The sequence below is a fragment of the Metabacillus fastidiosus NBRC 101226 genome (assembly GCF_001591625.1).
GTDB classification, from domain to species: domain Bacteria; phylum Bacillota; class Bacilli; order Bacillales; family Bacillaceae; genus Metabacillus; species Metabacillus fastidiosus.
Genome location: NZ_BCVG01000022.1, coordinates 22,733 through 45,885, shown reverse-complemented (window position 1 = coordinate 45,885; position 23,153 = coordinate 22,733). Strand labels below are relative to the sequence as shown.

Here is a 23,153-nt window from a genome sequence, read left to right as displayed (position 1 = left end):
GCTAGGGTTAGGCACACTGCGTTATGAAAATGATCATTTAGTAAGAGAAAATAAAGCTATTGCAGAGTCGGTTCCTATCTATCCTGACGGTCCAAGAACAGAAACGATTCAAAAGGGATTAATTAATTTAATTTGTCCTTCTCCTTTTTGGGAAGACATAACTCCTGAAAACTATAAATTAGAGGACTTCGTAGGAAACTTTAGATTTCCTTTTAAATTTCCAGTTAGATTTGCCAGCCGGGGAGATTCTCGCGAGCTAGTGAATAAAGGTGATGTGCCTACTCCGATAAAAGTTACATTCTGTGGCGAATCTATTAATCCTAAAATCACTAACTTAACAACCGGAGAATTTATCAAAGTAAATCGATCCATTCCACTGAACTATAGTTTAGTCATCAATACAGAGTTCGGTAATAAAGAAGTGAAAATAGTCGCTCCAGACGGTGTGGAACAAAATGCTTTCAGTTACATCGATCTTGAGTCGTCTTTTTTTATGCTTAATGTTGGAGAAAATCGTTTTTCTTTTATTACTGATGGAGGGCAACCAGAGGTCTATATAGAGTATCGAAATAAATATTTGGGGGTGTGATTATTGGCTGAAAAATTTAGTTTTTTTGATCCTGTTCAAGATCAAAATGGACAGTATGACAGGGAGTATAATGCTCAAGAGTTTACGAATTATTTTGCTGCACTGGTGACGACAGGTTTAATGAAAGGTTCAGGAAATGAATTAAAAGTTACAGCAACAGGAAGTAACATGGTGACTACAATTGATACGGATATCGCCTTTTTATTAGGACGTTTTTATGAAAATGATTCATTACTACTTCTAACGCATGATACTGAGACGTTAGGTAATAGTCGTATTGATCGTATTGTGGTAAGAATGGACTTAAGTACAGAAGCTCGGTATGTAAAAGCTTTCATTAAAAAGGGAATATCAAGCGCTAGCCCTGTTGCTCCTACTTTGACACAAACGCCTAATCTTTATGAAATATCATTAGCACAAGTGAAGGTGATAGGTGGTCAAACTTTTATTTCTATAAATAATGTTACAAATGAGAGAGGGAAAGATATTATTTGTCCGTATGCAGGAAGTAAGATTCTGCCTAACTTCGATGATACAGGGTTAGAGGCATTAGTTAACAAGGTTGAACAGATGAATAATTTGAAGGCTGACAAAACACAAGAAAATGGTATATCACTTCCTTATCAAGCAGGGTTTGCTTCCTCTGGAAATGGGTGTTTTTACTACAAAGATTCCTTTGGGGTCGTCCATATAGGTGGAAAATTTAATAAAATAACAACAATGGGATCTGCGGTTTTGTGTACCCTACCTGTAGGTTATAGACCCAAGAATATTGAGACTAGATATTTTATTACTTGGGTAAGCCCTAATTATGTAATAAATGAAATGACAATATCCACTACAGGTGCAGTTACTATCTATACTCCAGCCACGGGTGGAATATCAGTAGAACTATCTTTTAGAACTGCCGATTAAGGAGGAAAGAAATCATGAAGGTGCATGCATATGATGTAGATGAAAGTGGATTGATTGTTGAATATTACCTCATTGAAGTTGACGATGAGGGAACCCCAATAGAGGAAGAGTTAGAGCATCTTATTACAGCCCAACTTCCACAACCGAACTTTTATCGACCGAAGTGGACTGGAACTGAATGGATTGAAGATAAAACGCAAGCAGAATTTGATGAAGAAGCTCTTTTAGAATTGCTTATCCCGAGCATTACTGAAATTGAGAATGCCGAATTTGAAATTAAAATACTAACTATACTAATGGAGGTTGAATTAATATGAATATTATCCAAAAAAAATTAGTAGAGTCGTATGCGGTTTTAGTCATGGCAGAGCGTACAGAAATCAATGATGTGCCAGAAATAAAAAAATCGGTGGTGTAGACTTACCGATTCGTAGTGAAGTTGAAATTGAAATTGCTAATCGTACTATTACAACGCTTGGTTGATAATAGTCAGGAGGGAAAAATTATAGACTAAGTATACATCGCTGAGTAAGAGCACTTTTTTTATGTCTAAAATAGGGGATATATCATGAAAAAACCTATTCGAATTCTATCTGCAACAATAGATATTCTTGCTGAAATCGACAATTATGAATCTATGTTTTTTATTCGTCGCTGGCATGGAGTTGGGGAGATTGAGCTTCGTATCAATCGCTATAAGAAACACGCAGAAAAACTATTAAAAGGAAATATTATATTAGTCGGTTCACAGCTAAATAAAGTTTTTCAAATAAAACATCGGGAAATTGAGTTAGATGAAAACGGAAAAATTACGGAGAATTGGCTCATCAAAGGATTTGCTTTAAAAGCAGTAGTTGCTCAAAGAATTACTATACCACCTAATCACCCTGCTTATGATAACAAGCAGGGTAATGCTGAAACGGTTATGAAACATTATATGGATAGGAATATTATTAACCCAGTTGATCTAAAACGGAAAATTCCAGAATTAATTTTAGCTATTAACCAGAACCGAGGGACGAGTATTTTATGGCAATCACGTTATAAAAACCTTGCGGAAGAAATGGTAGAAATATCACTTGCTACCGGATTAGGTTGGGATGTTTATTTAGATATTCACCAGAAAAAATGGGGTTTGGATGTGTCTGAAGGTAGAAATTTAACAGTCAATCAATCTACTAATCCCCCAGTTATTTTTAGTCCACAGTTTGAGTCACTTAAATCACTTCATTATACAGAGAGTGAAATGAATTATAAAAATATCGCATATGTAGCCGGCCAGGGTGAAGGGGTTGATCGTAGAGTCATTGAGTTAGGAAATCAATCAGGGCTTAGCCGTCATGAATTATTTATTGATGCTCGTGATATTGAAGAAGAAATAGATGTAGAAACAACAGATTTAGAAGGTAATAAAGTGACTGAAAAAGTTCCTCGTTCAGAAGCTGACATTATTCAAGATTTAACAGATCGAGGGCAGCAGAAGTTGCAGGAATTTTTACAAGAGGAGTACTTGGAAGGGCAGGTTCTTACAAATAGTCCGTTTATATATGAAAGAGATTATAAGCTAGGCGATATCGTCACGGTGCAAAGTAAAGATTGGGGAGTAACACTTGATACTCGTATTACTGAAATTAAGGAAATTTATGAACAAACCGGATTTAGGATTGAAGCTGTTTTCGGGAACAATAGACCGACTTTGATTCAGAAAATTAAACAGGAGCTTTCTCAAATAAGTGGAGAGGTTAGAAGATAAAAGAAGATACTGTTGAATAGTGGGGATTATTTTTATATCCATTTATAGAAATTAATGTTTACATTTCGGAATTTTTCAATTATTCTACCGAATGGGGAAATAAGAAAAAAGTACTAACACTGACGGATCGCCGTATGCGATGAAAGTCGCCTGTACGGTGAAGGCCTGATTGAAAGCCATAGTTTACAGATAACTGGTATAAGACAGGAATAGCGTAGCAGATATAACACCACCAACAATTGTTGAAGCGAAACTAATCAGAAATGGTTCTGGAAACTTTGATAAGGTGCAGCTCAAATTTTCAGAAAAAATCAAAGATAATACAGTAAATGCAAGCAGCTTTACTATTACGGCAATAGATACTGGTGGCTTCTCTGGTACCGTAGGAGCTACGTCTTTTTCTACTCAGAGAGTAGATGGGGTTATTGACACTGATGTTGATGACGAATACATCACATTACAGTATAACCAAAAAGTAAGTGTCAGTAATTTAAGTTATGCTCAAGGTGGAAGTAAAGATGTAACTGATCTCGTTGGAAATAAACTTGCGAATCAAAATGTGATACCTGCAGAATAATGGAGATAAAATGATATGGATTTTGTCCAACGTAATGTGATGTTGATATCAACCCCGTTGCTAACCCAAGATAGCGGAGAAGCTTCCCAGCTAGAGTTGCAAATAGAGGGTGAGGTAAAAGGAAAATGTACGCTGTTAATTGTTGATTCAGAGGGAGAAATCAACGATTTAGATATTTATGAACCAGATAATTTTTTATTATGCAACTTATTTTTTAAAAACATGGAACAAATAGCTATTGAAAAGCGGCTGAATACTATCTACTTAACTATTTCCCATAAAACGATGGGTAACTTAGGAAAGATAAGTACTATTGAACAAGCAATCTCGACGCTAAATTGGAACCTGAAAACCAGTCAACAGATTTTCCTATTTGACGGAGTAAAAATGGATACGGATCAATGGATTAGAACAAACCATTTAAATACTGATTTTTCAATTGACAATTTGACAACGTTAACGAGTCAGGAAAAAGAGGAAATAAAACAGGGTAAAAATATATGGTATCCAGATCGTTTTGATCCGTTTCAATACCAGACAATAGGAAGAAACAGTCTTGTACTCAGGTATAAAGGACAGGTCATTGGTTGGTGTATAACGGAATTAGCAAGTGAAAATATACTGATGTATGATAATTTATTTGTAAAAGAACAATTTTGGAATATGGCACGAAGTATCTCTCTTTTTGGAACGTCTTTGAGAATGCAATGTGAAGAATCAGACATTAGATATATTACATTTACAGTACATGGAGACAATACACCTTTGCTTAAAATACTTCATAAAAAAACTGCAGATTATATAGTTGATTTTAAAGAGTTAAGGCTGTATAAACTAGCACTCTGAAAATTTTAAAAATGATGAAGTGTTTTAATCAATCATTTTTTGACCTCACTGTTCGATTAGTGAGGTTTTTTTATTTTAGTCTTTAAAAATATATTGTAATCATTAGGACTTATGAACTATAATTCTTTTGAGGAAATAAGTTTTAGAGAACTACTGCTGACGGATCGCCGTGTGCGATGAAAGTCGCCTGCATGGTGAAGGCTCGTTATAAATCTGAGAGATAGAGAAGGTATAAGACGAGAATAGCTTAACACCACAGCAAGAGGCTATAAACAAAATAGAAAATATTGTACAAACTACTGGTGATGCAAGTGATATTGATGTATCGGATATTGCTATAGCGATTACTGGAATTAATGGAGTTATAGTAGATACTAATAATCTAGGAGCATATCGTGTTGCTATTGTCGATGCAATTGATGGTGATTTAGATTCTGCTATAGAAATTGCTGATATGGTTAAGAATGTTAATACTATGCTGATGGAAGTAACTGGAGGAGTAACAGTATTAGGTGATGAATACCCAGCCTACAATATTACTATCAATAGAACTTCTATCGATTCCAACATTCCTGCAACAGCATCGAAATTAACAACAAATTCTTACTTGAGTAGTACAAATGTTTCGAATGAAGTAATCTATAAGTTTATGAAAAATATTTCTAGTGGATCTACAATTAATGATCAGGTGTATTATCGTCAACTAGGAGCTACTAAGCCACCAGGTAATTATGATATCGTAGTAGTGTTTTTAGATACAGATATGAATCCTGTTGGATATTATCGCGCTAACAATATCAGTATTATTTCTGCTTCTAACTGAATTTTAGTTAAATCTCACCTTCCTAGGTGGGTTTTTTTCTTACACTTTTATTTCGTATCAGGAAGATGATTTACAGCACATATAAATAGAAACATGACACATGCACTACTTTAAGCACATGTATTTTTTAATGCCTTCATGACTTTAGAAATGCCCTGTACTGAGATGGTTATTTTTATGTCCTTTTATTCATAAATAAATACATTTCATGAATATTCTGTTAAAATATAATGGTTAATATTTCAAAAGGAGAGAGGAACTTTGAAAAACTTTGTGAAATTATTTTTAGTATTTGTACTAGCTCTTAGTGTTACATTGCCTTTATCTAATTCAACAGAAGCGGCAAAACAAACTAGTTACTTAAAGAATACTAAGAAGATGTACACGTACAAACAAGGTGCTGCTTCTGATAAGACAGCAACTTCGTACACTCTGGAATTCTGGAAGAAGGAAGATGGCTACAATTACTGGAGCACTATTCCTGAAGATTCAGTTCTAGAAGGTTTTGGTTTTGGGGAACATGAAACAAAAGAAGGATTATATGTTAATGATGAAAAAATCTTAGCTTATCCCGTGAAAAAGGGAAAGAGTTGGAAAGACGGGAATATAACTACTGAAATTAGGGCTGTAAATTGGACTCTTAAAACACCGGCTGGAACTTTTAAGAATGTAATAGAAATGAGAGATACTGTAAAAGGGTATGGATACTATACATCCTTTTATGCTCCTAATGTAGGGTTGATTTTACAAACACGTAAAAATAAGGATACTAAAGGTAAAACAATAACTGGTCTTACACTAATGGAATTAAAAGATAAATAATCTACATGAGGATGTACCTTTTAGGTATATCCTTTTTTATGCATTTATGAACTTAGTAATGTCCCATACCAAGAGTGTTATTTTTATGTCTTTTTCTCTATAATAATTACAATTAAGGGATATTTTGATATACTTATTTAGTTAATATTATCTAAAGGGAGAGAGATTTGAAAAATTTATTTAAGTTTGTTCTTGCATTTGCACTTATCTTAAGCGTATTTACATCCTTTTCAACATCAACGACAGAAGCAGCAAGTTACACCAGTTATAAATTAAATCCGAAAAAAGTCTATACTTATCACTATTCTGGTCCTGAGGGGACTGATGAAACTTATACTGCGAAATATGTAAAGAAGTATAAAAAAGGAGATCTATGGTTGATTGGTGAGACCTATGAAGTATGGGAAGAGGATAAAAATGGGTTGAGAATTGGAACTAAAGACAGCGATTATGATGATGTTCTATGGTATGATTACATACCTTACCCAGTTAAGAAAGGTAACAAATGGAAAGATGCTGATGGGGTGACCATTAAGATAACTTCTACAAGTAAAACAATTAAAACTAAAGCAGGAACTTTCAAAAATTGTATTGCTGTAGATGGAGGTGGTTATGCAACATTTTATTATGCTAAAGGAATTGGATTGGTATACATTGAAACGAAAAGTGGCTATATTCAAGAATTAGTAAAACTAAAAAATAAATGACCTGCACAGGGACATACCTTTTGGTATGTCCTTTTTACATCATGACCTCAGTTTTGCTCCGAACCGATCGGGGCTATTTTTCTAATATCTTCTCTGGATATAATTACAATTAAGGGATATTTTGCTAATATATAAGGGTGAATGATATAAAATTACTAAAAGGAGAATATGTCTTGAAAACTAAAAAAATATTGAAGGTTGCACTATTATTTACTCTGATACTTAGCGTTATTATACCGGTCTCACCGAGTTATGCTTCTAGTGCATCTCCACCTAGTTTTTTAATGAATACCAATAAAATTTATACGTATGTTTCTTATTCTAGAGATGATAACAAGAGATTTTATTCAACTGCTAGTTTTATAGGTAAGACAGATAAAAAAGATATATGGGCTTTTAAAGATGAAGGGGAGATAGTGTCAATTAAGAGTATCTTCTTTCAAGATAAAGATGGTTTGAAAATGGGAAGTTTTTATGAAGGGAAATGGTATTGGTATAAGCAATTAGGTTTGCCATTAGTAGAGAAGAATACTTGGGATTTCGGACATGGACAGATGCAGCAAATAATCTCTTTAAATAAAACAGTTAAGACTTCTGCTGGTACTTTTTATAATTGTGTAGAAATTGCTGAACCAGGAGGGGTTTCTTATTATGCACCAAATGCTGGTGAAGTATTATTTGTAGGAAAGGCTGGAGGCATAACTGAATTAGTAAAAATAGAAGACTCACATATTGGAAGAGTTCTTATTAAACAAAAAGATATCAAATTATATAATCCTAAGGGTAAGGTTCACAGAACGTTGAAAAAGGGAGAAGGCCTTAAAGTCTTTAAAGAAAATAATGATTCATTTGATGTTGGTGGAGGCTACTATGTAAAGAAAAGTAAAAATACATTATTTTATACAGGATCTATTTATAATGTAGATAAGCAAATGAATATTTATTCCACTAAAGGGAAACTGTATAAAAAAGTTCCTATTGGCAACACAATAAGAGTTTATGGTTTTGAGGATGGAAAGTATCTAATTGGTGGAGGATACTATATCAACTTTGATTATTATATTCAGTATGACAAGTAAGAATGCTCAATAATATTAGTTTGCCCCGATTCCAATCGGGGCTATTTTAATTGAAAGCATGGTGATCCGAATGGATGAACAAATTCTAAATTTATTTTTAAAAGAAGGCGGTTATGCACTTCTTTTCGTGTGGATGCTCTATTCCACAATGAAAAATAACAAAGAGCGCGAAACCAAATATCAAGAAGTTATTGATAAGAACCAATCAGTTATTGAAGAACAAGCTAAAGCATTCTCTTCTTTATCAAAGGATGTTTCTGAGATCAAACAAATTATTGTAGAGGATAGATAAGAAGCTGCCGATCGGTGGCTTTTTATTTTGAAAGGATGATAAAAATGCAAATTGAAAATGTAGGATTAAAATTTTCCAAAGCATTAACACCTTTGAAACGAGTTACAAAAATCATTATTCACCATCCAGCACATCCAACATGGGGGATTAAAAAGATTCATAATTACCATCAAAAATCAAATGGTTGGAATGGAATAGGATATAGCTACTTTATCCCGAAACACGGAGGTGTGCAGCTTGGGCGTGGCGGGAATTTAGGAGCACATTGTAAAGGTATGGGTATGAATAATCAGTCGCTAGGTATATGCTTCCAAGGTGATTTTGACAAGCAAGTACCAACTGAAGCACAGTATCGGGACGGTGCAAAACTAGTTGCTCAATTACTACGACAAGAAGGGTTACAAATCAACGATGTTGCTCCACATAGAGACTTTGATGCAACAGCATGTCCTGGGAAGAACTTTAATATGAACAAGTTGAAACAATATATATTAGAAGAAATGAATCCAAATGTGAAGGGAGTTGTTCAAACTATGAGTGAACAAGTAAAAGTGTCTATTGCTACTCAAAATGCGATTGATCACTTAGCAAGCTATGGAATTATCCAAAAAGATTATAAAGTTACAAAAGACTTTGAAATTACTTTAATTTCAATGATGAATGGATTAGTTAATGCAATTGAAAATGGAAAGTTAAAGGTTAAGCAATAAATTATTGTTTGATCTTTTATAAAACGGGTAGATAATAACTGACTAACTAACTCTCTCCCTTATTGATTATTTTAAAAGCCCTTCTCGATTGAGAGGGGCTTATTTTATTTAAACCTAATAGATTAGAATTTATATAGTAAAATTATACTTTTTAGTGTTATTCTGATAATTATGGAACTTTTTATTTTTAATAATATATACTTTATAAAGTAGTAGGGAGGATTTTTCGTGGGATTGTTTTTAATATTTTTGGGGTTTATTGGTTTTTTGGTATTCATAATTCTTTCGATTGTTAGTGCTGTTCGAGAGAATGGTAAAGTTAAAAAGCATCTAGCTACTGCTGGCGCCTTACTTATAGTGACAATTATTGGTGCTATATTAACACCGACTAGTGGTACTACAACTACGAAGGAAAATGAAAAAGAAAGTATTGTAGAGGAACAAGATAAAAAGGAAGAGGTTAAGAAACAAGCAGAGTTAGAAAAAGAGAAAGCTGAAAAAATAGCTATAGATCAAAAGGTGCAAGAAAAACAAGAGAAGGAAACTGAAGCCAAAGTAGAGGAAGAGAAACAAAAGATTCCTGGAACTCTAGGTTTTAAACCAAATGATCTTAAAGATCGATTTAACGCAATTACTGATGAATTCAAAATGGACTCTTTTCGTATTAATGAATTAAAAGTCGAAAAGGGAGAGGTTCAAGATGTAGCACAAGTCAAGTTAACTGAAAATATTGTGCTTAATATAACTGTTAATAAAGCTGATGGAAGTGTCAGAGATGTATCAATGTTAGCAGGAGGCGATGGAACGAGAGAGAGTGGAACTGATATATTACTCACTATAGGGATGTTAATAACGTCAACCAATCTTGATTTATCAGCTGACGAGAGAGGGAAAGTTTTAGAGGATCTAGGATTGATGGATGAAAATGTCGACATTTTAAATATTGACAAGGAAACAGTCAGAAATAATGTAAAGTATCACCTAATGGGATCCGAACAAATTGGCTTTATGTTCAGTGCTGGTGATGCTAGGGAAGAATAAAAAGTTTTAAATCTTAAGTATTAACTCTTATAAAACTGGCAAGGATGAAGATAGAGTTTCCCCTCTATCTTTGAGCTCCTTATGATTGAATAAGGGGCTACTTTTTGTTTAAGTTAGTGTGAAATGTAGGTATATAAATAACACTCCCACTCTTATGAATAAGATAAAAGCCCTTCTTGCTTGAGAGGGACTTAGTTTTTCTTATTAACTCTTATTGTGTCCTCTATAACTTTTCTTTTAAATGGAACAACTCGCTCAATCTCACAGATCGTTAACCTATTTTCATAATACAATTTCAAAAGTAATTCGATTTCTACATTAGATAGTTGAGTTTCCCACACTTGTATGGCCTCCTATAATTAATTACTTTAAATGTACTCAATTATAGAAAGAAAGGGAAATCGTTAAAATTTGATTTTCGGCTCTTAAAATAGTATAAAAAGGCTCTTTTTAATGTAAAAAGGCTGTTATCGATCCCAAATAAGTGAAAATAGCATTAAAAATATAATTTTACTATTCATTTACTTATTATTATTTTCAGAAAAAATGTGCCGATATATATGGAGTACCTACTTTTAAACAGTATAATTGTTTGAATTTGGAGGCGGTTTATTGAAAAAAACATTGTTTTCAATTGTTATTATTGTAGTTGTGGTGTACATATCAATTCACTTATATACTAAATCCAAGTTGGATACTATAAGAGAGAAAGTGAATGAAAACTATCCTGAAATAACAAAGATAGAGTCGGTAAATAGCATTGGGCATTGGGGAGAATGGTTTTCTGAATATACCTTTATAGTTGAAATAGATGAAAAAAAGTATCGTATTTGGACGTTTGAAGATGGCAAAATTACAGGAAAGGAATTGATAAGGTAATTTAGCTATGAATATATTAATTTAATAGAACACTAAAAGGAGCTTCTCAATTGTAGATCCTTTTTGTATCTAAAATGTGATTATAGATATAATCTTTATGGGTGTTACTTGGTTGTTATGGTGGGGCCTTGTAAAAGCAAGAGGGAAAAAATTAAATTAAAGAATGTTTAGTTTAATAAACAACTAAAAGGATCTTCTGATGGAAGATCTTTTTTAGTACCTATAATGTGAATTATGTGAATTGTAGTTGTGTAAATTCTTTATTTAGTCAATTTAATATCTTATTCAACTAAAGGGGCAGGTTAGTTGAACAAAGAAGTAGTAATTATTATGGGTTATACCGATTTTTAATGAGGGGAAATTACATATGAATGAAAAACAAAAGCAGCTGTTGATGGCTTAAATCCTAATACCATAAATATTTAGTTAATACTTAGGCATATTCAGATAAAATGAATATGTCTATTTATTTTTTGAAAATCTTGTAACGTTTTATTATTTCGTTAGTTATTTAAGTGAAGGAGGGGAGAAAGTGAACTTTGAGGAAATTTATCAAGCGTATTTTCATGATGTTTACTTATATACAAAGTCTTTAGTAGCTGACAAGGATATAGCAGAAGAAGTTACACAAGAGACATTTTTTAAGGCACTGAAATCATTTCATCAATTTGATGGCAAAAAAGATGTAAAGGCATGGCTTTTCACAATCGCTAAAAATACATATTTTACACAATACAAAAAGGAGCAACGCGAGATAAATATTGAAGAAAATTCAGCGCAAAAAGATGTCCAACTTGTAGATTATTTAATGAATGAAGAGCGAGCGCTGATGATTCATCGATTTTTACACGCAATGAAAGAGCCATATAAAGAAGTTTTCTCCCTTCGAATATTTGGTGAGCTTTCTTTTGAGACAATTGGGTATTTATTTGGAAAAAGTGATGGCTGGGCTAGAGTAACGTATTACCGTGCAAAGAAGAAAATAACAGCATATATGGAGGCGAAACAAGATGAAGGATATTAAATGTACAGTCATTCAAGATTTGCTGCCACTTTATGTAGATGAGGTAGTAAGTGATGATACGAAATTGTTAGTTAATGAGCATTTACTTACATGTGAGAATTGTAGAGATGAATATGAGAAAATGAAAGGAACGCTTTATGTACCAATTGAAAATAAAGCTACTTTGTTCAGTCAGCTTAAGAAACAATGGAATCGCAAAAAATGGCTTCTTATTTTTGGATCTGTTTTAACGACCACATTAATAGGGTTTGCACTATTTTCATTCATATTTTATTACGCAAAGCCAATTCCTTATACAGCAGAATTATTTAAGCTTGAAGAAACGGCAGATGGAAAGCTTGTTTTAAATTATTTTGGAGAAAGTCATGCAGGAACGCATTCGACACATCCTTTAGAAGTTGAAATAGATGGGGAAGTAAAAAAAATCAGCTTAATTTATTGTGTTAAAACAATCGCCCATTCGCCTACTAGTAACTTTTTACGAGAGGATAAAAGAATTGGACCTGAACGATTAGAGTTAATAGATAGTGAAACTGTTGATGCAGTTTACTATGGGGACTTTGATCTTGATAAAGTAACCAAAGAAAAAGAGCAAACATGGGAAGAACTTTTACAACAAATGACGTTGATTTGGGAGAGGTAAATAGGAAGTAAATAAAAAAGATTGTGAAGTATTGTACTTAAAGTAACGGGTGCTTTAGTTTAATAAGAATAAAGGAAATCTCATGAATTGAATTTCCTAAAATTTATCTTAATTAGTATATTGAGATTTAATTAGGCTAATTTAAAAGAAGTAGGGGAGAGCCATTTACTAAAAAACAATACCTTTTTCCAAAATAGAAGAGATTGAATTATTAGGAAATGAGAAAGTGGGCAAAACACTGTTGCCCACTTTTTGCCCACTTCTTGCCCACTTCTGTTCATATTCTCATTTTGCTTAATTTTAGACTGATTGATAAAAGCTTGATAGATCAATGTTTGTTACCTTTTGTTTTTCGCTATTTTCTTTACCTATTATTCGACGTATGAGATGGAGAAGATGTTTAAACGTGTGATGTAGCGGGGTGTGAAAGGGGAAAAATTATCTTTACTGGGAGTAAAAGAATAGTTTTATTCCTGTAGTATCAATTCATCTAAGTTATTTTAATATAGTAACATATCTTATGGATATATTTGTTAGATGATTTTGAATAATAATGGTTATAAAAATGATCGAACTTTTTATAAAATACAATAAATAGTAAATAATGCAATAGATTATTTTTTGTTGTAGCTAAAGAACCTGAGAATTGTGAAGAAAATTTACATCTAGCTAAAGAAATCCATTTGGTACTTCAAGAAAAATATCTTAGGATTAGCAGAGGGATCTTCTATCGGAATTATAAAATTCAATAGAAGTATTTGCGTGAGTGTTTAGTAATTCTTATCGGAAAACTGTTGAAGGAATTTAAAGTTTAATTAGCTTTGGCTTAATGTCTGAATTAATTTTGAGAAGGTACAAGCAATGGAGAAAAAACATTGCTTGTTTATAGGATATGATTGGAGACGAAGTAGCACTATGATTAGCTTCACCAACAGTAATGGACTATTATCCTTATATTGGATTTGAAAAATCTGAAAATGCTTTTCTTATTCCAAGAAAAAAGTGATTTAGCGGTTATGAAAAGATTAATGAACTTACTAACTTTAAATTTTGTTACCAATAAGAGATCAATTATGTAGATAAAAAAGAGGCCTTAAAGGCCTTTTTTGCTTTGTGAAATGTCAATTATGTTAACTAGAGTTGTATAAAGTACTTATTTAGATACTTTAAAGCCTTCTTCAACTATAGGGGCAGGTTAGTTGAACAACAAATGTGATAAACTGTTATAAGCAATTTTTATTTTGGAGGGTTCGAACATAATGAATAGTTCATCACTGGAAAACTATACGAATTCAATAAATACATTAAGGAACTGGAAGAAGCATTAAAGAAACTCCGCAATTAATTTCCAGTTTTGTTACTATAAATATTCGTCTTTTATACATCGTGAAAACAAAGGAAACAGGGGGCAGACCATAAAAAATCAGTTAAAAAAGATAAAGAGCAAGTTGGATGATATTTTCACCCATTAATCCAACTTGCTCTTTTTTGTTTCAAAATAAAAATCATACCATATACCTACTCTGTCTCGTTGATGACACCGAGCGCTGCATTAATTGCCGCGATGACAGCGACCACCAAAGGCTCCTCGAATTGCTCCTCTATTCTGAGAGCAGGCGCCGACAGCGGTCCGCCACCCATGATGATCGCTTCGGCGCCGTCCGACCTGACGGACTCCTGTACCGCTTCAGTTAGCGCCGCGTCAAGCTTTTCCGGTGACTCGACCAGTTCCTTGGGGTCCCCGGGCGTGACCCTGACACCCTGATACAGATGCGAATAACCAAGCGACTCGGCTTTCTCCTGGAATGACTCGATCAAGTCCTCGTCCGGCGTGACCGTTACGATGCCGAACTTCCGGTCGTCCCGCGCGGCGGCATGAAATGCCTCTTCACCGATGCCGAACACCGGGATATCGACCTTCGCGCGCAATTCCTCAAGTCCTGGATCGTTGAAGGCTGAGACGATGATGGCGACAACGTTCTCATCTTTCGCGGCTTCTACGCCGAGCGCCACTACGCCAGGCACCGCTTCTTCCATATCCTGAAGTGTGGTCAGCAGCGATGGAGCATCTTCATTACTGACTCCCACAACATTTACGACGCCGTCGGTCTCCGCCTCGGCGAGGTCGACCATCGAGCGGGTCGAGTCTTCATTGGAGTTCGGATTGATGAGAACGATGGTGTTGGCTGTTTCGGAAGTGTTGGCTGTTTCGGAAGTGCTCGACTGTGTACTGTCGTCGGCACCTGAGCAGCCGGCTAGCAAAAACACGAGCACGGTTAACCCAGCCAGGACTCGGCGACCAGCTGAGAGCTTCAGTTGAGAAGATCGATATGGACGGTAGCTCACGAAAATTCCTCCTTAATGTCTACATTTTTTACTTCATCCCTGAAAACTACTTTTCCACCCTTGATAATAAGACCATACTTCATACAAATTCCCCCATATAAAAGTTTCAATTCATTTTGGTAGCGTTTACATCATACTCAGTCAAAAAATAACTGAAATTTCAAAAGCGTTTGTTTGTGATGTATGGAATCGGTAAAAAAGAGACAAATTTAATATGAACCCTATTCGATTAGCATCACCTCCTACAAGGTTGATTAATGAAATTCTTCTCCCTCATAAAGAATTACGTGTGTAGGATTAAGAAGGAGAAGAATAAATCGTTTAGAAAGTAAAGCTTTTATACATAATAGAAACTTGATTAAGACCAAAGGAGAAAGCGATTACAAATCATACAATAATCAATTGCTATTGAAAGATTTCTGACAAAGAAGTGGAAATCTCGAGCCCCTCATTAAAATGAAGATTATCTTCAATTTCTCTTAAATGTTCAATACATAACTTTTCAGCCAGATCTTCATCTCTTTTCTTAATAACGTCAAAGATATGAAGGTGATGGCGGCATGTACCTTTTTCTGCCTGACCTCTTCCATAAATTGAAATAATAATATATGTTACGGAAATTAAGTCTTCTAAGTACTGATAAAAATAAGAATTACCTGCCATTTCAGCTATTTTCAAATGGAATTCTCCTGCCATTTGTGTAGCTTCAATATAATCGACATGTTGGTATGTATTTTGTTCCTCTTCAACCATCTTCTCAAGTTCACGTATTTGCTCTTCTGTAGATAAACGACAAGCTTTTCGAACGGCTGCAACTTCTAAAATTCTTCGCATTTCAAACACTTCTTTTGCCTCTTCAATTGTTGAACCAGCTACGAAAGCACCTTTATGCTCAATAATCTTTACAAGCCTTTCATACTGTAATCTTCGCAAAACATTACGTATAGGTGTACGACTAACATCGAAAGACTCAGCAAGCTCTTTTTCAACTAACTGTGTATTAGGTTTAAGCTTTTGCAAAATAATGGCTTGCTTAATTTTCTTATAAATTTCTAACTCTTTTCTATTCACTATAACAACCTCTCATCTATATAGAATACTTAATTATGTACGTTACTGTATGCGTGCTATCACAAAAAATAATAACTATTTTTTGAATACCATATTATAAACAATTTACTGTAAAATTTTTAAGCTTATATAGAAAAGAAATCTATAGATTTAGAAATTGTATAACACTTTGCACACTTTATTGTATACAATATAACTTAAAAAAAATTGTATCTCTTATTGGTACACTATCATATACAGTTCATTTATACTTTGTATATCGTTTAGCGTACTTAATTGTATACAATTTTGAAAGCGCTTTCTATTAATTTGTAAACTTAGAATACTATATATTTTTTTGAAACGCAACTGTTTTTTGGGAATTTTTTAAAAAGAAATTCTTTATCACTAGAATTGGTAAATAATTCCTAATTTAATATAATAAAACTATTATTAGTTAGTCAACTAAATTAGTAAACAGGTTATAGAAGTAGCATTGCTTTGTCTGGAATGTTGCTAGATACTACTTCAATACTATCTTTCCAAATCTACAAACAGCCAGTACCACATACTTCGGAGCTTGGCTGCTTTAGGCATATAGTTTAATTTTAATAACTAGATTCACAAAGACATCCTATACAAAAAAAGCTTAGGATGATTTCCAAAGCTTCACTTAAAGGTAACCGAACGGGTACTGATGTAGCTTAAAACGGATGTCACCGACCGCGTTGAGTTTAGGGATTTTAAATTATGTAATAATAGTTCCAGTGTACGTTAATAACCATACAGGGTCAACGTTTCCTGAAGAATAAATCTACAAAAGAAGCAATAAGACAAGTAAAAGCTTCTTTAGAAATCGAGGGATTTACTGTTAGAAAAGAACATGACCAGCTGGTGAGATACAGTGGAAATTTACGGAGACGGAACATTTCAGATTATGTCGGGTCCTACTTCAAATGGATTATATAATAATGAAACCCAAGAAGATATTGAGTTCATCATATTTAAATATAAAGAAATAAAAACTTTGGTTTATATTATCGGAGAAAGTGGATATACGATACTCAATTATCAAACGGGAGAAATCAAGAAATATAAAAAAATGGATGAAATCCCAAACAAAGAGAAACAAATTTTTATAGAAATTGCAAAAGAGTAATGTTTTTAAAAGGGTTATAAATTCTTAATCCTGTTCCACTAACGGGTGCTTTTATTGAAGAAGGAACAAAAAATGATCAAACTTTTTTTCAAAATGGATTTTTATTATTTATCGTAAAATCTAGGCTTACAAGATATTTTTGATCAAACTTTATTTTAAAGTAACGTTGATACTTTCATGAATATTCAATATGAATAAATATCTAATAAATATTCACTTAATTACTTCTATTTGCTAAAATATAAAAAATTTAATATATTAATACCCATATTTTTCACCTTATTGTATATATTTGTTTCAAAAAATATAAATTTAAAAATCTCTTGTCAATTCCTTTTAAAAAACCTATAATTTTATATAGTTTTTGTTAGGAGGATACTACATGACTTTATCAGAAAAAAATTGGCTAGTAACATTATTACTATGTTTTTTCCTAGGAGGAATAGGAGCTCATCGCTTCTTTGTTGGTAAAATAGGGACAGGCATTTTAATGCTAATCACATTTGGTGGTTTTGGGATTTGGTCTTTAATTGATCTTATTATTATCATCATTGGTAACTTTAAAGACAGTGAAAATAAACTGATAAAAATGAACTAAGCAATCATATATTTTCTAAACATAATACCTGTTTATTCAAAGTTATTTAAAAAGACCTTAATAATCTATATTAAGGTCTTTTGTGAAAAATTGATATTTTAATCAATCTTTTTTTATAAAACCACACTCACGCATTTTGATCAATCTTTGATCAAAATGCGTGGGTTTCTTCTATTATAAAATCAACGTTTGCAACATGCTTTTAATTGAACTTTATTCGAAAGCTACAAAAGAAAAATAATGCGAGGAGGTTAATTATGAACTTTTTTTAATTCAAAGAGTAATTGAGGATAATGTATCTACCACAGTCGGGTGCTTTCCTTTAATAAGAAAGCGTCTTTTTGAATGGACAACACATTTAAGGGATTGAGTTTTTTGAGGTGTAAAAAAGATTGTTAAACTAAAGGGTGCTTTAGTTTAACAAGAATAAAGGAAATCTCCTGAATTGGATTTCCTAAAATTTATATTAATTAGTACATTGAAATTTACTTAGCTGATTTAAAAGAAGTAAGTGGAGCCATTTAATAAAAAACAATACCTTTTCCAAAATGGAGAAAGGTATTGTTTTTTTTGTATGAAAACACCCATTTATCTAAAATTTTATTAATTCATAGTTCTACTATCATTACAGGACATCTTGTTTTCGTGATACAACTTTAAAAGTAGCTCTTTTTTTGTAACAGTCATTTTCATTTAGAGATCTCCCTTAGAAATACCCTTCAGGGATATAAGAATAACCATAATAATAGACTTGGAAATATTCCTTTTGTAATTGAATGTAATGGACTTAGAATTGTAGTTGATAATGCAGATGTTACTGTTAAATTAGAGGAATATGGAAGCAAAGTAGAAGAGATTCAATTATTAGGAGATAAAATAAGAAAGTGGGCAGAATAGTGTTGCCCACTTTTTGCCCACCTTTATCCATATTCTCATTTTATTTAATTTTAGATGAAGTGATAAAAGCTTGATATAATAACGTTTGTTACTCATTATTCTTCGTTATTTTCGTCACCTATTACTCGATGTATGAGATGGAGAAGATGTTTAAGCGCGTGATGTAGCGGGGGTTGTGAGGCTTTGTTTTTGATTTGCCCACTAATCATTTAAATAACGTTCTAATTTTAATATACTTTCTTCATGTTTCTTCGTAATATGAAGATAAACATCAGCTGTCATATTGATAGTTGGATGCCCAAGGCGCTCACTAACAGTTTTTATATCTATACCACTTTCCAAAAGCATGATTGCGTGTGTATGACGTAATCCATGTGGGGAAATGCGGTGTAGATTTGTTTTCTTTAAAATAGCTTCCATTACTCTATTCACTCCGAAAGTACCCATTTCAGCTCCATTATGGCAAGTAATTACAAAGTTTGAGTCTCGGTACGCTAATCCATATTTTAATTTGTTTTTCTTTTGTCAGGTCTTATATTTTTTGAGTTCTTCTATAAGTGTGTTATCAATATTGATTGTGTGAATACTTGATTTTGTTTTCGGTTTTTTTATGCCGAATTCGTTTCTAGATTTAGTTACTGATAAAGTTTTATTCTCTAGATCAATGTCATCCCAATGAAGCGCAAGCATTTCAACTTTCCTTAACCCAGTTCTGAGAAGGAGTAGAGCGATAATATAATGATGAATTTGTGGTTTTTTCGCAGTTCCATGAAAATAGCAACTTCTTCTTTCGTTAAATGGTGCATTAGAGGTAGAGATTTTTTCAATATGTCGATTCCGAAAAGTTGGTCAAATGTGAAGAAGCAGTAAGTGATTGGTGAATACCATACGAAAAAGCCTGATACAGATAATCTAGTAAAAGGAGTTTTTGATGCTCTTAATAAGCTAGTTTGGCAGGATGATAATCAAGTCGCAAAAGTAACAGCAGTAAAAAGTTATGGTGAAGTACCCGGTATGGAAATCGTAATTAACGAGCTGAAATAAATGGCTAGGGCTAAGCGAGATCATGGTCGTAAATGGTACCTTTGATTCCGTTTTGAAGATGGCAATCGCGTTCATTTGTATGAGCCATTACAAAGATATGATTTGAATAGTCGGTTACGTGATGGATGGAAGGTCGTGAGTTAATTGGACAAGAGGTATATCATGTTTGAGCTTGATCGGGAGAAGGTATATATCGCTCATTTCTTCAAATCAGTGGAAGAGATAGGATATTCAAATGTTGAACGTATTGAATATTTTATCGTTCCCCGTAAAACACATTGCTATGTTTATTTTGGTTATGAGTTAAAACAGCATAGAGGATATTTTCCGTTAGAATGGTTCACAGATTTTTCTGAAGTTGATAGTTTACCAGCGTGTGAACAAGGGGAAATTGAACAACTAAGTTTATTTGAGGAGGGGCTAAGCAATGCCGGATAAGACATTAAAAATACTGCTTTACCACATGAAAGAAGGATTAAATAATTTCCGTACAACTGGTGATCCGGAATGGCTGGAAAAAGCTCAGAAAGCAGAGAATCGAATCATTGAGCTGAACAGCAATCCACATCAGATGTGGGTAACGGAAGACAGTATATAAAACACAATTTGTATTATGTTTCCTAATTTATATAAGAAACAAAATGTGTAATAAAAGCAAATTTAATTTGTCTATTAAAAGTATAAAAGACAGAGAAGATTTCCCCCTGTCTTTCAGGTTTTTTGATATTCAAATATCTTTGTGTCTCTTCTTAGGGATAAAACATTTCATTTACTTCCCAAGACTCGACAATTTGATGAGCAGTTTGTGGATCATATCCTCTTCCAATTAAATAACTTATTGCTGATGCCTCCCTCATTGCGTGCAGATAAGAGGTAACTTGAGCTTCTTTAAGACCATATTGAACAATGGGTTCCACGGTTGAAAGTGTGTGTTGTTTTAACTGTTGGGTCTGAAGGTTATGAGGTTGTTGTTGATAAGGATTTTGGACTCGATTCCAATGATTGGGATTTGAATACCATTGATAAGAATTACTATGCATAAAAGTAGCTCCTTTTAATAAACTTATACATTTTAGCCTATGTTTATACTATCCAAAGGTTGAGCCTATTTTTTCAAAGATGTAAAAGGGGTAAAGGATTTAAAGTGAAAATATTATAAAATCTAAATTTTTTCAACTGGATATTAGCTTGATGTACATTTTGATAATTAAGTGGACACAAGAATTATTATGTTTCATAACAAATAAAAAAGACTATCCGTGGGGAGGTAGTCAAACTCAGAAAGACGTTTCAAATTTCTATTTATAATATGCAGCTGGTTGATAAAAATTCTAATTACTTTTGATATTGGCGGTTTTCTAAAACAATAATTTTTTCTTGTGTTGGCGTAAGAGCTGTTTGTTTAGTATTTTCCACTAATTCATAAATGTTATGAATACATTTTTTTGCTCCCATTACTAAAAAAGGTACACCTATACTATCTATTTTTAATCCTCTGGAAAAAAAACCTCCTAAGGACATAGGTATAGGGACAGTGGGTGAGGTATTAGAAAATATAATGCGCTCTCCTACTTGGAAATGCTCAAAAAGCAGTAATCCAAAATCTATAAGAGAAGGAACCACAAGCTTTTGTGATTTTCTACCTAACGTATAAACAAGGTGTCCGTCTCTATCTTTTCCATGAAAAATAAGCTTACCAAAATCTTTTTTGGTCAATTTATTGAAAAAAGGAACTGCTAGAATTTCTTCTTTTGTTAACGGAGTGGATGGTGGTTTAAGGATTTGTAAATGGAGAGCTGCAGCCAAAGATGTAGTATGAGTACCACCATAATCATTATAAATAAATATCATGTAATCATCCTTTCAAAAATAGCCAATTAATAGTTTGACCAACTTGAAAGATAAGTAAACATTTCTCTAAATGAAAATTTTTAATGTAACAAATTAAGCAGCCAGTTTCCTACAGATCTTTTACATGTTAAATAAAATAGAACTTTACTAAAGAAAAGCAAAGTTCTAATGGCTTATATTGATATGTTTTAACATTCATATTTATACATTTCATATATTGTGTCATCTAATTTGGAAGTCCACCTAGTCCCTGAAACTTCTGGTAGTAAAGCTCGATGGTCTCCCCAATTTAGAATATGAATGTTTTGTAAGTCTGTATCAGGTATCGAAGAAATGTTCTTTTGATTATATGCAGGTTTGTGGACATAAATAAGTAAACTTTCGGCTAATGCTATTTGTTTCGACCATATTTGATTAGAGGGATTTATAGGACCATGTAATCTTCCCACATAGATTTTATGATTGTTTGAATCATTAGTGTTATCCCATCCTTCTTGTGAGATTCTTTTGCCGAGAGTTTGTTGATCTGCTTTGCCTATGTATAATAATACGTCTTTACCATAAATCATGTGAGTGCCGTATATAGTATAGATTCCATAATCTGTTACATTATTTTGTAATAAATCAAGTTCATTTAAACTATATGGACCTTTCCAAGTGATTTGTATTAGTTCTATATCAGTAATTATCATATAAAATTTCTTCCTTTTAATGTTAGTGTAGAAAATCTGCTAAGTAGTGATGGGGATGAATAATTAACCCTATTTTAGAACACAGAATAATTTAATGAAACAAAAAAGTAAATACGTTTTGCCAAATAGAAAAGATCTACTTAGGTCTAAAAGAGTTAGGGAAGAATTCCTTTATTTCTTCTAAAGTCATACCAGTACTTAAAGTGATCCAGACCAATTCTTTCCATTGTTGGTCTGATATTGTTTCTTTTAATTTATCTAATTTATCCATAGAAACTCCCATTAGAGATTTTTAGGGGTACAGCTGGTAACTAGGGAGATTTAGAAGATTGACTAAAGAATTTTTTTATTTCTTCGGCAGTTATACTAGTGTTAATAGCTATTAGAATTAATTCTTGCCACTCTTTATCTAATACTTTTTCTTCAAGTTTCATAGGGATTCCCTCCTTAAATAATAGTAATTTATTAGTGAATAAATGGAAAATATATGATGAAAGTGGTTTTATTGTATCAAATTAACATTAATATAAAAGGTGTAAAAATACCTAGTTAAAATAAAAAGTAATCGACATAATTTTCATATTAGGGTGAGGAGAACTTAATAAGTAAGCTGTTTTATTCAGTTTAGAAAGCAGACCACTTATAAAGTAGTCTGCCCTAATTGAAAAAATAAGATTAGTAACCACCGCCAAGGTATGCAACACCAACGATGATTAAAAGGATAAATAGAACAACGATTAGTGCAAAACCTGCACCATAGTTAGATCCGCCACCACCTGTGTATCCACTCATATATTACACCTCCTTGTCTTAAGG

The 23,153-nt window shown here is 33.0% G+C and carries 31 protein-coding genes and 2 pseudogenes; 23 read left to right on the top strand and 10 right to left on the bottom strand.

Annotated elements, in window-relative coordinates:
• The 14 genes from BFA01S_RS08300 to BFA01S_RS08240 all read left to right on the top strand — a co-directional run.
• The coding region (locus tag BFA01S_RS08300) for a phage distal tail protein (RefSeq protein WP_066228280.1) at positions 1 to 589 on the top strand (589 nt) is incomplete at its 5' end.
• Between the two features lie 3 nt (positions 590 to 592).
• Complete coding sequence (locus BFA01S_RS08295; RefSeq protein WP_066228277.1) at positions 593 to 1,504, top strand: hypothetical protein; 912 nt, start codon at positions 593 to 595, stop codon at positions 1,502 to 1,504.
• 14 nt (positions 1,505 to 1,518) lie between these two features.
• Positions 1,519 to 1,821 carry a hypothetical protein gene (locus tag BFA01S_RS08290; protein ID WP_066228275.1) on the top strand — a complete coding sequence of 101 codons (303 nt, stop codon included), beginning with the start codon at positions 1,519 to 1,521 and terminating at the stop codon, positions 1,819 to 1,821.
• Positions 1,818 to 1,922 carry a CD1375 family protein gene (locus BFA01S_RS23420; protein WP_268874836.1) on the top strand — a complete coding sequence of 35 codons (105 nt, stop codon included), beginning with the start codon at positions 1,818 to 1,820 and terminating at the stop codon, positions 1,920 to 1,922. Before BFA01S_RS08290 ends, BFA01S_RS23420 begins: the two co-directional genes overlap by 4 nt.
• A 150-nt stretch (positions 1,923 to 2,072) precedes the next feature.
• Positions 2,073 to 3,257, top strand: a complete 1,185-nt coding sequence (locus tag BFA01S_RS08285) for a siphovirus ReqiPepy6 Gp37-like family protein (protein WP_066228273.1) — start codon at positions 2,073 to 2,075, stop codon at positions 3,255 to 3,257.
• 223 nt (positions 3,258 to 3,480) lie between these two features.
• On the top strand, positions 3,481 to 3,834 hold the full coding sequence (locus tag BFA01S_RS08280) for an Ig-like domain-containing protein (protein WP_328014430.1): 354 nt from the start codon (positions 3,481 to 3,483) through the stop codon (positions 3,832 to 3,834).
• Positions 3,835 to 3,849: 15 nt separating this feature from the next.
• Positions 3,850 to 4,680, top strand: coding sequence for a hypothetical protein (locus BFA01S_RS08275; protein WP_066228269.1), 831 nt, complete (start codon positions 3,850 to 3,852; stop codon positions 4,678 to 4,680).
• A 481-nt stretch (positions 4,681 to 5,161) separates the two neighbouring features.
• Positions 5,162 to 5,503 carry a hypothetical protein gene (locus BFA01S_RS08270; protein ID WP_169800449.1) on the top strand — a complete coding sequence of 114 codons (342 nt, stop codon included), beginning with the start codon at positions 5,162 to 5,164 and terminating at the stop codon, positions 5,501 to 5,503.
• A 261-nt stretch (positions 5,504 to 5,764) separates the two neighbouring features.
• Entirely contained in the window at positions 5,765 to 6,325 is a 561-nt protein-coding gene (locus BFA01S_RS08265; protein ID WP_066228264.1) for a hypothetical protein, read from the top strand.
• 167 nt (positions 6,326 to 6,492) lie between these two features.
• Positions 6,493 to 7,032 carry a hypothetical protein gene (locus BFA01S_RS08260; RefSeq protein ID WP_066228262.1) on the top strand — a complete coding sequence of 180 codons (540 nt, stop codon included), beginning with the start codon at positions 6,493 to 6,495 and terminating at the stop codon, positions 7,030 to 7,032.
• A 173-nt stretch (positions 7,033 to 7,205) separates the two neighbouring features.
• A complete protein-coding gene (locus BFA01S_RS08255; protein ID WP_066228259.1) occupies positions 7,206 to 8,111 on the top strand; it encodes a hypothetical protein in 906 nt (301 codons plus the stop codon).
• 70 nt (positions 8,112 to 8,181) lie between these two features.
• Complete coding sequence (locus BFA01S_RS08250; RefSeq protein ID WP_066228254.1) at positions 8,182 to 8,403, top strand: BhlA/UviB family holin-like peptide; 222 nt, start codon at positions 8,182 to 8,184, stop codon at positions 8,401 to 8,403.
• Between the two features lie 44 nt (positions 8,404 to 8,447).
• Positions 8,448 to 9,113 carry a peptidoglycan recognition protein family protein gene (locus BFA01S_RS08245; protein ID WP_066228248.1) on the top strand — a complete coding sequence of 222 codons (666 nt, stop codon included), beginning with the start codon at positions 8,448 to 8,450 and terminating at the stop codon, positions 9,111 to 9,113.
• A gap of 228 nt (positions 9,114 to 9,341) precedes the next feature.
• A complete protein-coding gene (locus tag BFA01S_RS08240; protein WP_066228246.1) occupies positions 9,342 to 10,154 on the top strand; it encodes a hypothetical protein in 813 nt (270 codons plus the stop codon).
• Between the two features lie 191 nt (positions 10,155 to 10,345).
• On the opposite strand, the gene BFA01S_RS22785 is transcribed toward BFA01S_RS08240, so the two are convergent.
• Positions 10,346 to 10,495, bottom strand: coding sequence for a hypothetical protein (locus BFA01S_RS22785; RefSeq protein WP_169800448.1), 150 nt, complete (start codon positions 10,493 to 10,495; stop codon positions 10,346 to 10,348).
• Positions 10,496 to 10,766: 271 nt separating this feature from the next.
• Here BFA01S_RS22785 and BFA01S_RS08235 point away from each other — a divergent pair, with 271 nt between their 5' ends.
• The 4 genes and pseudogenes from BFA01S_RS08235 to BFA01S_RS23735 all read left to right on the top strand — a co-directional run.
• Positions 10,767 to 11,033 carry a hypothetical protein gene (locus BFA01S_RS08235; RefSeq protein ID WP_066228243.1) on the top strand — a complete coding sequence of 89 codons (267 nt, stop codon included), beginning with the start codon at positions 10,767 to 10,769 and terminating at the stop codon, positions 11,031 to 11,033.
• Positions 11,034 to 11,565: 532 nt separating this feature from the next.
• Positions 11,566 to 12,057: an RNA polymerase sigma factor gene (locus BFA01S_RS08230; RefSeq protein WP_066228240.1), complete on the top strand. Its 492-nt coding sequence runs from the start codon at positions 11,566 to 11,568 to the stop codon at positions 12,055 to 12,057.
• Entirely contained in the window at positions 12,044 to 12,700 is a 657-nt protein-coding gene (locus tag BFA01S_RS08225; protein ID WP_066228236.1) for a zf-HC2 domain-containing protein, read from the top strand. The genes BFA01S_RS08230 and BFA01S_RS08225 overlap by 14 nt, the downstream gene beginning before the upstream one ends.
• A gap of 623 nt (positions 12,701 to 13,323) precedes the next feature.
• A pseudogene (locus tag BFA01S_RS23735) lies at positions 13,324 to 13,452 on the top strand (stage II sporulation protein P); the annotation flags it as partial.
• A gap of 766 nt (positions 13,453 to 14,218) precedes the next feature.
• Here BFA01S_RS23735 and BFA01S_RS08215 read toward each other — a convergent pair.
• Positions 14,219 to 15,046, bottom strand: coding sequence for an aspartate/glutamate racemase family protein (locus BFA01S_RS08215; protein WP_218011636.1), 828 nt, complete (start codon positions 15,044 to 15,046; stop codon positions 14,219 to 14,221).
• 405 nt (positions 15,047 to 15,451) lie between these two features.
• Positions 15,452 to 16,117 carry a GntR family transcriptional regulator gene (locus BFA01S_RS08210; RefSeq protein ID WP_235842995.1) on the bottom strand — a complete coding sequence of 222 codons (666 nt, stop codon included), beginning with the start codon at positions 16,115 to 16,117 and terminating at the stop codon, positions 15,452 to 15,454.
• Between the two features lie 883 nt (positions 16,118 to 17,000).
• Between BFA01S_RS08210 and BFA01S_RS08205 the strand changes: the two genes are divergently transcribed.
• Together BFA01S_RS08205 and BFA01S_RS08200 are read left to right on the top strand one after the other, a co-directional pair.
• Positions 17,001 to 17,255: a hypothetical protein gene (locus tag BFA01S_RS08205; RefSeq protein ID WP_066228225.1), complete on the top strand. Its 255-nt coding sequence runs from the start codon at positions 17,001 to 17,003 to the stop codon at positions 17,253 to 17,255.
• A gap of 382 nt (positions 17,256 to 17,637) precedes the next feature.
• Entirely contained in the window at positions 17,638 to 17,853 is a 216-nt protein-coding gene (locus BFA01S_RS08200; RefSeq protein WP_066228224.1) for a TM2 domain-containing protein, read from the top strand.
• Positions 17,854 to 18,951: 1,098 nt separating this feature from the next.
• On the opposite strand, the pseudogene BFA01S_RS23220 reads toward BFA01S_RS08200, so the two are convergent.
• Positions 18,952 to 19,497: pseudogene (locus tag BFA01S_RS23220) on the bottom strand (site-specific integrase).
• Positions 19,498 to 19,620: 123 nt separating this feature from the next.
• On the opposite strand from BFA01S_RS23220, the gene BFA01S_RS23215 reads away from it, so the two are divergent.
• The 3 genes from BFA01S_RS23215 (at position 19,621) to BFA01S_RS22360 (ending at position 20,392) form a co-directional block, all read left to right on the top strand.
• A complete protein-coding gene (locus tag BFA01S_RS23215) occupies positions 19,621 to 19,794 on the top strand; it encodes a RusA family crossover junction endodeoxyribonuclease (protein WP_235842994.1) in 174 nt (57 codons plus the stop codon).
• 162 nt (positions 19,795 to 19,956) lie between these two features.
• A complete protein-coding gene (locus tag BFA01S_RS08190) occupies positions 19,957 to 20,232 on the top strand; it encodes a hypothetical protein (RefSeq protein ID WP_066228218.1) in 276 nt (91 codons plus the stop codon).
• Positions 20,222 to 20,392: a hypothetical protein gene (locus BFA01S_RS22360; RefSeq protein ID WP_156483569.1), complete on the top strand. Its 171-nt coding sequence runs from the start codon at positions 20,222 to 20,224 to the stop codon at positions 20,390 to 20,392. Before BFA01S_RS08190 ends, BFA01S_RS22360 begins: the two co-directional genes overlap by 11 nt.
• 151 nt (positions 20,393 to 20,543) lie before the next feature.
• On the opposite strand, the gene BFA01S_RS08185 is transcribed toward BFA01S_RS22360, so the two are convergent.
• The 6 genes from BFA01S_RS08185 to BFA01S_RS08170 form a co-directional block, all read right to left on the bottom strand.
• Complete coding sequence (locus tag BFA01S_RS08185; RefSeq protein ID WP_066228215.1) at positions 20,544 to 20,834, bottom strand: hypothetical protein; 291 nt, start codon at positions 20,832 to 20,834, stop codon at positions 20,544 to 20,546.
• A gap of 295 nt (positions 20,835 to 21,129) precedes the next feature.
• Positions 21,130 to 21,645 carry a DUF3189 family protein gene (locus tag BFA01S_RS08180; protein WP_066228212.1) on the bottom strand — a complete coding sequence of 172 codons (516 nt, stop codon included), beginning with the start codon at positions 21,643 to 21,645 and terminating at the stop codon, positions 21,130 to 21,132.
• 188 nt (positions 21,646 to 21,833) lie between these two features.
• Positions 21,834 to 22,337: a hypothetical protein gene (locus tag BFA01S_RS08175; protein ID WP_066228210.1), complete on the bottom strand. Its 504-nt coding sequence runs from the start codon at positions 22,335 to 22,337 to the stop codon at positions 21,834 to 21,836.
• 136 nt (positions 22,338 to 22,473) lie between these two features.
• Entirely contained in the window at positions 22,474 to 22,608 is a 135-nt protein-coding gene (locus BFA01S_RS23415) for a hypothetical protein (RefSeq protein ID WP_268874834.1), read from the bottom strand.
• Positions 22,609 to 22,648: 40 nt separating this feature from the next.
• The gene (locus BFA01S_RS23085; protein ID WP_218011635.1) at positions 22,649 to 22,771 is read right to left on the bottom strand and encodes an anti-repressor SinI family protein; all 123 of its coding nucleotides are present in this window, start codon (positions 22,769 to 22,771) and stop codon (positions 22,649 to 22,651) included.
• A gap of 241 nt (positions 22,772 to 23,012) precedes the next feature.
• Positions 23,013 to 23,129: a YjcZ family sporulation protein gene (locus BFA01S_RS08170; protein ID WP_066228208.1), complete on the bottom strand. Its 117-nt coding sequence runs from the start codon at positions 23,127 to 23,129 to the stop codon at positions 23,013 to 23,015.
• Between the last annotated feature and the right edge of the window lie 24 nt (positions 23,130 to 23,153).

Excerpts from the sequence above, each read along its gene's own strand:
- BFA01S_RS08290 (WP_066228275.1), top strand. The coding sequence starts at position 1,519 with ATGAAGGTGCATGCATATGATGTAGATGAAAGTGGATTGATTGTTGAA.
- BFA01S_RS08190 (WP_066228218.1), top strand. The coding sequence starts at position 19,957 with ATGTTTGAGCTTGATCGGGAGAAGGTATATATCGCTCATTTCTTCAAA.
- BFA01S_RS08170 (WP_066228208.1), bottom strand. The coding sequence starts at position 23,129 with ATGAGTGGATACACAGGTGGTGGCGGATCTAACTATGGTGCAGGTTTT.
- BFA01S_RS08285 (WP_066228273.1), top strand. The coding sequence starts at position 2,073 with ATGAAAAAACCTATTCGAATTCTATCTGCAACAATAGATATTCTTGCT.
- BFA01S_RS23420 (WP_268874836.1), top strand. The coding sequence starts at position 1,818 with ATGAATATTATCCAAAAAAAATTAGTAGAGTCGTATGCGGTTTTAGTC.
- BFA01S_RS22360 (WP_156483569.1), top strand. The coding sequence starts at position 20,222 with ATGCCGGATAAGACATTAAAAATACTGCTTTACCACATGAAAGAAGGA.
- BFA01S_RS08250 (WP_066228254.1), top strand. The coding sequence starts at position 8,182 with ATGGATGAACAAATTCTAAATTTATTTTTAAAAGAAGGCGGTTATGCA.
- BFA01S_RS08185 (WP_066228215.1), bottom strand. The coding sequence starts at position 20,834 with ATGCATAGTAATTCTTATCAATGGTATTCAAATCCCAATCATTGGAAT.
- BFA01S_RS23415 (WP_268874834.1), bottom strand. The coding sequence starts at position 22,608 with ATGGATAAATTAGATAAATTAAAAGAAACAATATCAGACCAACAATGG.
- BFA01S_RS08175 (WP_066228210.1), bottom strand. The coding sequence starts at position 22,337 with ATGATAATTACTGATATAGAACTAATACAAATCACTTGGAAAGGTCCA.
- BFA01S_RS08225 (WP_066228236.1), top strand. The coding sequence starts at position 12,044 with ATGAAGGATATTAAATGTACAGTCATTCAAGATTTGCTGCCACTTTAT.
- BFA01S_RS08270 (WP_169800449.1), top strand. The coding sequence starts at position 5,162 with ATGGAAGTAACTGGAGGAGTAACAGTATTAGGTGATGAATACCCAGCC.
- BFA01S_RS08180 (WP_066228212.1), bottom strand. The coding sequence starts at position 21,645 with ATGATATTTATTTATAATGATTATGGTGGTACTCATACTACATCTTTG.
- BFA01S_RS08275 (WP_066228269.1), top strand. The coding sequence starts at position 3,850 with ATGGATTTTGTCCAACGTAATGTGATGTTGATATCAACCCCGTTGCTA.
- BFA01S_RS08200 (WP_066228224.1), top strand. The coding sequence starts at position 17,638 with ATGACTTTATCAGAAAAAAATTGGCTAGTAACATTATTACTATGTTTT.
- BFA01S_RS23085 (WP_218011635.1), bottom strand. The coding sequence starts at position 22,771 with ATGAAACTTGAAGAAAAAGTATTAGATAAAGAGTGGCAAGAATTAATT.
- BFA01S_RS08245 (WP_066228248.1), top strand. The coding sequence starts at position 8,448 with ATGCAAATTGAAAATGTAGGATTAAAATTTTCCAAAGCATTAACACCT.